This is a genomic window from Clostridium mucosae (assembly GCF_024622765.1).
Taxonomy (GTDB): Bacteria; Bacillota; Clostridia; order Clostridiales; family Clostridiaceae; genus Clostridium.
On the sequence record NZ_JANKAF010000001.1, the window covers coordinates 631727 to 642332 of the forward strand.

General features: G+C 25.3%; 9 protein-coding genes. 1 reads left to right on the forward strand and 8 read right to left on the reverse strand.

All coding sequences use genetic code 11. The features are described from left to right. Window positions 1-6 precede the first annotated feature (6 nt). From NSA50_RS03160 to NSA50_RS03180, 5 genes are all read right to left on the reverse strand, one after another. Window positions 7-1377: an MBOAT family O-acyltransferase gene (locus NSA50_RS03160; protein WP_257442889.1), complete on the reverse strand. Its 1371-nt coding sequence runs from the start codon at window positions 1375-1377 to the stop codon at window positions 7-9. A gap of 62 nt (window positions 1378-1439) precedes the next feature. After that, complete coding sequence (locus tag NSA50_RS03165) at window positions 1440-1910, reverse strand: DUF4358 domain-containing protein (RefSeq protein ID WP_195428160.1); 471 nt, start codon at window positions 1908-1910, stop codon at window positions 1440-1442. A 92-nt stretch (window positions 1911-2002) separates the two neighbouring features. After that, window positions 2003-3910, reverse strand: coding sequence for an ABC-F family ATP-binding cassette domain-containing protein (locus tag NSA50_RS03170; protein WP_195263127.1), 1908 nt, complete (start codon window positions 3908-3910; stop codon window positions 2003-2005). Window positions 3911-4001: 91 nt separating this feature from the next. Then, window positions 4002-4502, reverse strand: coding sequence for a QueT transporter family protein (locus tag NSA50_RS03175; protein WP_195263126.1), 501 nt, complete (start codon window positions 4500-4502; stop codon window positions 4002-4004). Window positions 4503-4786: 284 nt separating this feature from the next. Further along, window positions 4787-6853, reverse strand: coding sequence for a hypothetical protein (locus tag NSA50_RS03180; protein ID WP_195428162.1), 2067 nt, complete (start codon window positions 6851-6853; stop codon window positions 4787-4789). 165 nt (window positions 6854-7018) lie between these two features. Here NSA50_RS03180 and NSA50_RS03185 point away from each other — a divergent pair, with 165 nt between their 5' ends. Further along, the gene (locus NSA50_RS03185) at window positions 7019-7999 is read left to right on the forward strand and encodes an alpha/beta hydrolase (protein WP_195428163.1); all 981 of its coding nucleotides are present in this window, start codon (window positions 7019-7021) and stop codon (window positions 7997-7999) included. 141 nt (window positions 8000-8140) lie between these two features. Here NSA50_RS03185 and pyrE read toward each other — a convergent pair whose 3' ends face one another. The 3 genes from pyrE to asnA all read right to left on the reverse strand — a co-directional run bounded on the left by pyrE (window position 8141) and on the right by asnA (window position 10598). Further along, the gene (gene pyrE, locus NSA50_RS03190) at window positions 8141-8824 is read right to left on the reverse strand and encodes an orotate phosphoribosyltransferase (protein ID WP_195428164.1); all 684 of its coding nucleotides are present in this window, start codon (window positions 8822-8824) and stop codon (window positions 8141-8143) included. Window positions 8825-9113: 289 nt separating this feature from the next. After that, window positions 9114-9548, reverse strand: coding sequence for a hypothetical protein (locus tag NSA50_RS03195; RefSeq protein ID WP_257442898.1), 435 nt, complete (start codon window positions 9546-9548; stop codon window positions 9114-9116). Window positions 9549-9623: 75 nt separating this feature from the next. Further along, window positions 9624-10598, reverse strand: a complete 975-nt coding sequence (asnA, locus tag NSA50_RS03200; RefSeq protein ID WP_195263121.1) for an aspartate--ammonia ligase — start codon at window positions 10596-10598, stop codon at window positions 9624-9626. Window positions 10599-10606: the final 8 nt, after the last annotated feature.

Here is a 10606-nt window from a genome sequence, read left to right on the forward strand (position 1 = left end):
CTCCTACTAAAACCTAAAATACAAAAATGGATTGTAACTACTATCTACTAAATATGCTACAGACATTATAAAAAGCAATACAATAATTATTGATTTAATCACCTTATTCAGCTTACTATATATTTTTAGTACTATTGGAGTTGAAAAAATAATGCATAATATAATAACTATAAAATAGTTTCTAGTATAGTAAATCCAATCACTTCTAAAATCCATAGCAAACATCTTTTTTATATAAATACTTAAAGTTGTAATATCACTTATAGCAAATAAACACCATCCTATTATTAAAAAGAATATGGTATATAAATACGAGAAAATTACATATTTTTTTAGAACTTTTTCTAAAAATATTTTCTCTATATAAAGTAATACAAAGAAATATAATCCCCACAAAATAAATGTATATTCAGCACCATGCCAGAATCCAGTTAAAAACCAGACTATCAATAAATTAAAAAATACCCTTCTTTTGTTCACTCTATTTCCTCCTAAAGGAATATATACATATTCTTTAAACCAGGAACCTAAAGTTATATGCCACCTTCTCCAAAATTCAGTTATACTCCTAGATATGTATGGAAAATTAAAATTATTCGGGAAGTTGAACCCTATCATTTTTCCAAGGCCTATAGCCATTGATGAATATCCACTAAAGTCAAAATATATCTGAAATGAAAAAGATATTATACCAAGCCAAGCTAGAGGTGTTGATATATTAACTAATTCCTTACTAGATATTTCAGACCAAAGCATACCTATATTATTAGCTATTAATACCTTTTTTGATAATCCTATTATAAATTCCTCTAATCCTAACTCAAAATTACTCATAGTTATAGAACGATTTTTTATTTCTTTGTTTATATCACTATATTTTACTATTGGACCTGCTATTAGCTGTGGAAACAAAGAAACGAAAGCTCCAAAATCTATTAGATTTCTCTCAGCTTCAACCTTTCCTTTATACACATCAATAGTATAAGATAACGTCTGAAAGGTATAAAAACTTATTCCTAGTGGTAATGTTAAGTTAATTTTTCTTATTGAAGAATTAAACAATAAATTTATATTTTCTATAAAGAAATTTGAATATTTAAAACAAATTAAAATCCCTATATTAAATACTGTAGATATTAATAATAAAACTTTGCATTTACTTCTATTTTTAAAATTCTTTTGAATTAATAATGATATTGTATAATCAACAATAATTGATGAAACCATTATAGGAAAGTACTTAGGTTCTCCAAATGAATAAAAAAATAAACTAAATATAAGTATACAAAGATTCTTATATTTATATGGAGTTATATAATATACTCCTACAAATATAGGTAAAAATCTAAATATAAAAATTAGACTACTGAAAACCATACTAAATCCTTTCTAAAAAAGCTAGATAAGAAAATTTTCTCATCTAGCTTTTGATTTTAATCTTATTTAAAACATTCATTTACAGCTTTCTCCGCTGCTTTAATATCCTCATTAACTAATAATATAACATAGTTACCTTTTACAGTAAGTATAGCTTTTTCTAACTTTTCTTTTTGATCTGGTAAATATGCATTATTTTTTTCTGTATCAAGTACATCTTGTAAAACAGCTTTAACGGATTCAACCTTTCCTTCTTTAGCCTTTACAACAGCTGCTACATCCGCAGAGTTAATAACCATTGCTTTAATAATACCATAATCTTCAACATCATCTAAGTTTAATTTAGCTATATCAGTAGCCATTTGTTCATCGAATTCTTGAGGCATTTGCAGAGGTGCTTCTTCTCCAACCTTTGCTACTACATCTTTAGCAGTTAATCCTTCTTTTAATTCTACATTAGCACTTTTACTACCACAACCAACTAAAACAAAAGATACTAATAAAACACTTAAACTTTTAATAAGTTTCTTCATAGTTTTTCTCCTTTTCACATTATATTTGTGAGTCTTGTTACACAAATATTATACTATAATAATGCAAAATGAGAAAGCTATTACTTCTAAATTTATCTGTTTTTATATTCTTCAATTTTATTAGCAATATCTTCTAAATATTCTAATCTCTCATATTTAAATAAAAGTTCCTCTTCTATAGATTCCTTTTCTTTCATAAGTTCATTTAGAGCTCCATAATTTGAAGCATTTTTTGCCATTTTATCTTCTATCACAGTAAGTTCATTTTCTAAAGAATCTATAACAGAATAAATTTCTTCAAATTCCTTTTGTTCTTTAAAAGTAAATTTAGGTTTAGAAGAAACATTTTTATTTTCTTTTTGATTAGACTTCTTTTCCTTTACTTCAGTTTGAGATTTCTCAGGCTTTATCTCATATTCCTTATGTATTAAATAATCACTATAATTACCTACATATTGTTTAACTATTCCATTACCTTCATATGAAAAGATTTTATTACATAATCTATCTAAGAAATATCTATCATGTGATACTATAATTACTACCCCTAAGAACTCATCTAAAAAGTCTTCTAATATCTTAAGAGTTTCAATATCTAAATCATTTGTAGGCTCATCTAGAATAAGTACATTGGGAGATTCCATTAACACTCTTAGTAAATGTAACCTTCTTCTTTCTCCACCTGATAGTTTTTCAATTGGAGTATATTGAAGCGTACCATCAAAAAGGAATCTTTCAGCTAATTGAGATGCTGTTATATTGTACCCATCTTCAGTTGGTATATTTTCCCCACCTTCTTTTATATAATCTATAGCTCTTTGATTTAAATCCATATGAGTATTATCTTGTGAGAAAGCTCCTATACTTACAGTATCTCCAATTTCTATCTCTCCACTATCAGGTCTTAACGCACCAATTATCATATTTATTAAAGTAGTTTTTCCAGCACCATTTTTTCCTATTACACCTATTCTATCGTTTTTAGAAAAAATATAATTAAAATCTTTAATTAGAACTTTATTATCAAATGCTTTAGATATATTATTTATTTCTATTATCTTTTTACCTAATCTTCTTCCTATAAAAGGCATTTCTATATCAGTATTTACTGTTATATATTCAGTATTAACTAATTCATCAAATCTTTGGAGCCTTGCTTTTTGTTTAGTAGTCCTAGCCTTCGCACCTCTTCTTACCCATTTTAACTCTTTTAAAATAAGCTTTTGTCTTTTTTCTTCTTTAGCCGCTTCCACTTGTAATCTTTCAGCTTTTTTCTCTAGAAAGTCACTATAATTTCCATCATATAAATAAAGGTTTCCTCTATCTAGTTCTAGTATCTTATTTGTTACCCTATCTAAGAAGTACCTATCATGAGTAATCATTATTAAAGCGCCTTTTCTTGAATTTAAGTACTCCTCTAACCACTCTATTGACTCAGAATCAAGATGGTTAGTAGGCTCATCTAATACTAGTAGCTCACAAGGGGTTATTAATGAAGAAGCTAAAAATACTCTTTTTCTTTGACCTCCAGATAACTCTGACATTTTTTTATTAAAATCACTTATTCCAAGTTTAGTCAAAATAGTTTTAGCATCACTTTCTAAATCCCATAAATTCATAGTATCTATTTTACTTTGAAGTGCTATTAATTTATCATTAAGAGATACATCACTATTAACCTTTTCTAGTAACTCTTCATACTCCATTAAAAGTTTCATTTCAGGAGTATCTCCTCTAAATATCTGTTCTAATATAGTAGAATTATCATCATATTTTGTATCTTGTGCTAAATATTCTATTCTTATATTTTTCCCTTTTACTATCTTCCCATCAAAGAATTCATCTCTTCCTGTTAATATTTTAAGTAATGTTGATTTTCCTGCTCCATTTAAACCTATTAAACCAATTTTATCTCCATCATTTATATTCAATGTTACGTTGTTTAATAAGATTTTCTCACTATAAGTCTTAGTTATATTTTCTAATGTAATTAAATTCATACATATCTCCTTAACTATTTATCTATTAGTATATAACTATTGTAAATAAAAAAGTAAGCTTAGACAACTATAAAGTATCTAAGCTTATCATTTATTGTAGAGCTATTTTGCCCTTATATTTATTTTCTATTAATTTAAATACTGGTATACCTACTACAGTAACAACTACAAACTCACCAATTCCAACTTGTAGCATAGTTATTACCATTGGTAATTCAGAAACAACACTTATCATCCACCCTACTATAATACCATTAAAAATAGTTGGCCATAATGAACCGATAATTAAACTTAAGTTTTTTGATTTAATATATTTAGCTGTAAGTGATATTGCAGATACACTTAAAAATGTTGCTAGTGTTCCAAATACTATATCCATAATACCTAATCCACCTAGTATATTTGCTAAAAGACATCCGAAAGTTAATCCACCTATGTAAAAAGGATCTATAAACGCTAATAAGACTAAAATCTCTGATAATCTAAATTGTATTGGTCCATAGCTTATAGGTGCCAACACGATTGTAAGTGCTGCATAAATTGCTGCAACTAATGCTGCTTTGACTAATTTTTTAGTTACGTTTTCTCTCAATGTAATCTCCTCCAAAATATTATTTATACACTACTAAAAAAATAATAAAAAAAGTGCCTAAAATAGACACCTCCAAAATAAAAACATACGAAATAAAATTACGATAATAATAGATGTAAAAATAAAATAGAGAGCTCACATAAATGAACCCTCTACGAATAAAATCACACTTAATATAAATTGCAATTAATAACCGTAGTTTTGTTTATAGACAGGAGGCTTCCGAACTGTCTTATTTAATTTTCTATAATATTATATTGTATAAACTTTATGAAGTCAATATTTTATTTCATTTGTAAAAATTCCTCTAATTTAGATAACTCTTTTGACTTATTTATCCACCAATCTCTACTCCATACTCTATATAATTTGATATTTTTATCATTTAGTACTTTATTTAAATAGAGATCTTTTAATTTATAAGTTGAATCAATATTTATAATTTCAGAGTCTATTTCTAATGCTGCAATTGTATTTAGATTATTATCTTTTATTAATAATTTGATGTCAAATTTATCTATGCATACGTTCTTTTCGCTTATATATCCTAATCCTTCTAAGTATTTTTGTATTTCATTAATAATAATATTTTCACTTGAATTTTCAGAGATTAATGATTCATTTATATTTGATATATCTAAATTCGTATAACTTTTAAGATTTATAGAATCATCTATTTTATCTTCACAGAATATTATAATATTTTCACTTAATTTTTTTATTATTTCTAATGTTTGATTATCTAGTTTGTTCTTTTCACTTATATAAATTACTTTATTAAATCTTATATTGTTTTCACCTATATTCTTTAATTGTAACTCATCTACTTTGGAAATTATACATGGAAATAAACCTTCAATCATTTCTTTATTTGAAAAATCAAATTTCTCAATATTATTTTTTACCATTTGAAGTCTTTCTCTTAATTTATTGTCCCATTTATAATTTATAGATTTAGGTATTAAACTATTTCTAATTGTTATATCTTCATTTAATTCATTTAATATTTTTTCAAAATCATTATATTTATCTAAAGTATCAGCGGATTTCAATTCCTCTTCTTCAATTTCCAAATATAGTTTTAATTTAGGGATATTTATAATAATATCCTCCATATACTTTTTGTCTTCAGTATTATTATAAGCATAGCTTAATAATTCAATTTCAATTTCACTTAGAGCATTTATTAGATTTAACAGACTTCTTATCTCATAAGATAAATTAAATATCTTTCTATATAGTAATAAATCATCCTTTAAATCTTCGCCCTTGATAAGATCAGTCAATAAGCTATTAAATTCTTTCTTATTTAATATATCCTTCAAAAAGCTTAATTTATTGATATATGAATTCATATTATTTAAATTATCTTCATACTCTCTTGTGATATCAGCTTCAATGCTAGAGTATTTATTTATATTATTTTCATAATCTATATTATCTTTTCTTTTAGTAAATAAACTTAATAACTTATTTTTCTTTTGATGATTTAATAAATTATAATTATATTTTAAGTTAACTATATTAACTAAGTTCTTCAAATCTTCACTTTGCATCTTAGGGTTTACAGAGAAAGTTTCTATAAAGTCATCTGTATATTGAGTGTACTTTAAAGGCACTTTGAAATTCGCATCTTTATTTAACTCATCAATTTTATAAATTGCTAAATTTAACATTTCATAATTAATTGGTTCTTTAATGATTTTAAATTTATTATTATCGATAAATCTTCTATATTTTATATATTTTTTTATTATATCAGAATTAATAATTTTATTAACACAACTAGTTATTTCAAAGTAACTATATTTTTCAAAAGGCTTCTTTATTCTATATATACTATAATATTTATATAAGGAATCATACTTGCTTAATTTCTTTTTAGTTGTCTTGTATTTTTCTATTAGCGATAATGATTTATTCTTTTCTAATGTAAAGAACTTAATTAAATCTACTAATTGGTTACTCTTTTTATCAATACTTCTAGACAACACTTCTACTTTACTTATAATTGTTTTCCCAGTAGTTTCTGGTAAACTTAACAATTGTTCTTTTAAATTATTTTCAAAGTCAGTTGAACTATTTAAATAAATAGCTTTTTTATCTAAGTCTTTTATGAATTTTGTATCTGTAATTTTATTAATATAATCATCGTATAAAATTAATACTTGTTCTTCATTAAATGAAAGCTTATATAAAATTCCTTGGAAAATATTTATTAGGTATTCTTCACTACAATTGTTAATTATTAAATCTTTATCATCCTTCAAATATTCTATAATACTTTCAAATATATAATCAAAGCTTAATGTATTTAAAATATCTTCTTCTTTAACTAAATCACTTACCATTTATTAAATCCGCTGCTAATGTAAAGCAACTCCCCCCTGTTTTAATTTAAGTTAATAGTACTAATACAATATATTCATAAAAATGATAATTTATAACTAAATTTAAATTATTATTTTCATTTATTGTCTATAATACTAATAGCTTAAAAATAAGGAGTTGATCTTTTGAAGAAAATATATAAATTAATAGTATTATTTGTAGTATCATTTATGACAACATCCCTAATTATTGCTTTTTACTTCAAAGGTGCAATTTTAATAACATTTGATATTATTAAAGATTTAAAAGATTCAAATAAAAGTGTAGCAACCTTAAGTGAATTAACTGATTACTATTGTTCTACATCTATGGATGTAAGAGGATTAAAATATAAAGAAAGTTTATCTGAGGATGTGTTTTTAGACATATATAAATCTAATATTACTAATAAGCCTTCTCCTGTTATTATATACGTACATGGCGGTAGTTGGATATATGGCGATAATGGAATTCCAATAGGATTAGACCCTATAATAAATGCATTCAATAAAAGAGGATTTAGTATAATAAGTGTATCCTATGAATTATTAAAGGAAGATACCCCTATCTCAAACCCTGTAAGTGATGTAAAAGATGCCATAAGATGGGTATATAAAAACAAGGATGAATATAATTTTGACACTAATGACATTGGACTTCTTGGAATATCATCTGGGGCACATTTATCCTTACTATCTGCTTATACAAGTGATGATGAATTCATTGGAGATAAAGATTTAGCAAGTTATCCATCTAAAGTTAATTATCTAATTGATATATTTGGTCCTACAGAATTATCTACATTAGATTTTTCGGTGGCTGATAAAGAATTTAAGGATGAAATAGAAAGGTTAAAGGAAAAATCATTTTTAGGTGATATATATAGCCCAATCAATTATGTGGATGAGTCATCTCCAAGCACTTTAATAATACATAGCAAAAATGATGAATTAGTTCCATATACAAATTCTGTAGATTTATATAATAAGCTCAAAAATCAAGATGTTAATACAAAGCTACTTAGCTTAAATTCTGGTGGTCATAATTTTTATGGTTTTGAAAATAAAGAAATAGTAGCTCTAATTTTTGAAGTTTTTAAATTTCTTACAGAAAATACTTCATTATAAAAGGCCAGCATGTTATGCTAGCCTTTTTTTATCTTATTAAATTATAAATACAAATTATATATTCATAAAAGTATTTCATAATCTTTCTCATTCATTTGACATACTCATGTCTCTATATAATACTTTAATTTTAACACTTTATTAATTATTATAAGAAACTCCATATTTACTATAATAGTCTTCAATAGAATTTTTCATAGTATCATCTATATATACTTTACCGTTTACTTCTCTATTATATAAGTAATTCACAACTTCTTTCATCGTAACTATAGGATATGTAGTTATTCCAAAAACTTCTTTAATTTCTTCTTGTGCAGATTTTTCTGATTTCCCTTTTTCCATTCTATCTACTGATATAATAAGACCCTTTATATCAACATCTCCTTGAGATTTTAAAATAGGAGTAGTTTCATATATTGATGTCCCTGCAGTCATAACATCTTCAACAATAACAACTCTTTTTCCATCACTTAAAGATCCACCTAATAGAATTCCACCTTCACCATGATCCTTTACTTCTTTTCTATTAGAGCAATACTCAACATTTATATTATATAATTCACTTAAAGAAATTGCTGTGGTTACTGTAAGTGGGATTCCTTTATATGCAGGTCCAAATAAAACATCAAAATTATCTCCAAAATGCTTATTTATAGCTTTTGCATAAAATTCACCAAGCTTTTTTAATTGTTTTCCAGTAGTATAATTACCTGTGTTAATAAAGAACGGTGTCTTTCTTCCACTTTTAGTAACAAACTCTCCAAATTTTAATACATTACTTTCAACCATAAATTCAATAAACTCTTCTTTATATTTTTCCATAATAACCATTCCTTCCAATACAGATATTAAACTTATAATTTTTAAAAATATACGTTTTTATAATTTTATCATCTTTTTATACATAATCCTAATATTTTTTATAAAAAATTGTATATATTTAAATTTACTTGCTTTGTAATTACTAAAAATCAAATCATTTTAAATATGCTTCTTGATTCTTAAGAAATAAACTTAAGCCTTTATCAATAAAGTAACATGACTATTACTTTACAAAAATAAGAAAAGCATTAAATTTATCTTTAATGCTTTTCCACTTTGTGAATATCTTTTATTTTACGCCCTTGGCTTCTTTATTTAATTCATATAATCTCTGTCTTTCTGGTAGCGTAAGTTCAGTTGAACCTTCTCTTTTTTCAATAAGTTTTTGTAACTCTTGAAATTTTGCATCACCTAATTTAACTTTTATTACTTCTGCTTTCATGTTTTTTAATTCATTTCTTTCAGTAGTAGTTAACATATCACCATTATTTACTTTTTCTCTTAATTCATTTAATTTTTCTTTTTGTGATGCACTAAAATAACCTTCATTTTCTGGAGTCCAAAAGTCATCAAATTTTTCTTTACCTAAATCAACTATAGCATCGCTAGATACTCTAAAAGCATTTGATTTATTCTTTACGTCATCAGCTTGTACGTATTTCAAATTTGAGAAATTCATTACAGTAGCTGTTAAAATAAAAAACATAGCAAATTTTTTAATCATCTTTTGTACCTCCTTTTCAGATATTCACATTATTAGTATGTGAAAAATCTAAAATTTTAAATGAAGAAATTTTTACTATAATAAGTCTATTTCACTTTTTCTGCAAAAATCTTTATTTTTTTCATCCCAAATAGAACATTGAACTTCTCCTATATGACGTTTATTTAAAAAGAACATACATATACGAGATTGACCTATTCCTCCACCTATTGTATAAGGCAACTCTTTTTGCAAAATTCCTTTATGAAATTGCAATTTTTTTCTATCTTCACAATTACTTTTAATTAATTGACTTTCTAAAGCCTCTTCATCAACTCTTATTCCCATAGATGAAAGTTCATATGCCATATTTAAAACAGGATACCATACTAAAATATCTCCATTTAAAGTCCAATCATCATAATCTGGGCTTCTTCCATCATGCTTTATTCCAGAATTCAATAAATCCCCAATTTCCATTAAAAAAACTGCACCTTTATCCTTACAAATTTCATTTTCTCTTTCTTTCGGAGATAACTCTGGGTATAAATCTTCTAATTCTTGGGTTGTTATAAAATAGATATCTTCCGGTAGTTGAAAAGACATAGTTTGTAAATTCTCATTCACATATTTTTCTGTTTCTTTAAAAACATTATATATATCTTTTACAGTTTTCTTTAAGTATTCTTTATTCCTATCTGCTTTAAGAATTATTTTTTCCCAGTCCCATTGATCTACATAAATTGAATGAAGATTATCTAATTCTTCATCTCTTCTAATTGCATTCATATCGGTATATAATCCTGAATACGGCTGAAAGCCATACCTCTTTAAACTAAGTCTTTTCCACTTTGCTAAAGAATGTACTACTTCAACTTCCTTTTTATCTGCAAGCATATCAAAGGAAACAGGTCTTTCTATACCATTTAAATTGTCATTGATCCCTGTATTTGCTTCAACAAATAAAGGAGCTGAAACTCTAGTTAAGTTTAATTTATCTGATAGAGTCTTTTCAAAAAAATCTTTAATTGCTTTTATTTGGATTTCTGTTTTGATTAATGAATTTGTCATATAAATGC

Excerpts from the sequence above, each read along its gene's own strand:
- NSA50_RS03160 (WP_257442889.1), bottom strand. The coding sequence starts at position 1,377 with ATGGTTTTCAGTAGTCTAATTTTTATATTTAGATTTTTACCTATATTT.
- NSA50_RS03165 (WP_195428160.1), bottom strand. The coding sequence starts at position 1,910 with ATGAAGAAACTTATTAAAAGTTTAAGTGTTTTATTAGTATCTTTTGTT.
- NSA50_RS03170 (WP_195263127.1), bottom strand. The coding sequence starts at position 3,910 with ATGAATTTAATTACATTAGAAAATATAACTAAGACTTATAGTGAGAAA.
- NSA50_RS03180 (WP_195428162.1), bottom strand. The coding sequence starts at position 6,853 with ATGGTAAGTGATTTAGTTAAAGAAGAAGATATTTTAAATACATTAAGC.
- pyrE (WP_195428164.1), bottom strand. The coding sequence starts at position 8,824 with ATGGAAAAATATAAAGAAGAGTTTATTGAATTTATGGTTGAAAGTAAT.
- NSA50_RS03195 (WP_257442898.1), bottom strand. The coding sequence starts at position 9,548 with ATGATTAAAAAATTTGCTATGTTTTTTATTTTAACAGCTACTGTAATG.
- asnA (WP_195263121.1), bottom strand. The coding sequence starts at position 10,598 with ATGACAAATTCATTAATCAAAACAGAAATCCAAATAAAAGCAATTAAA.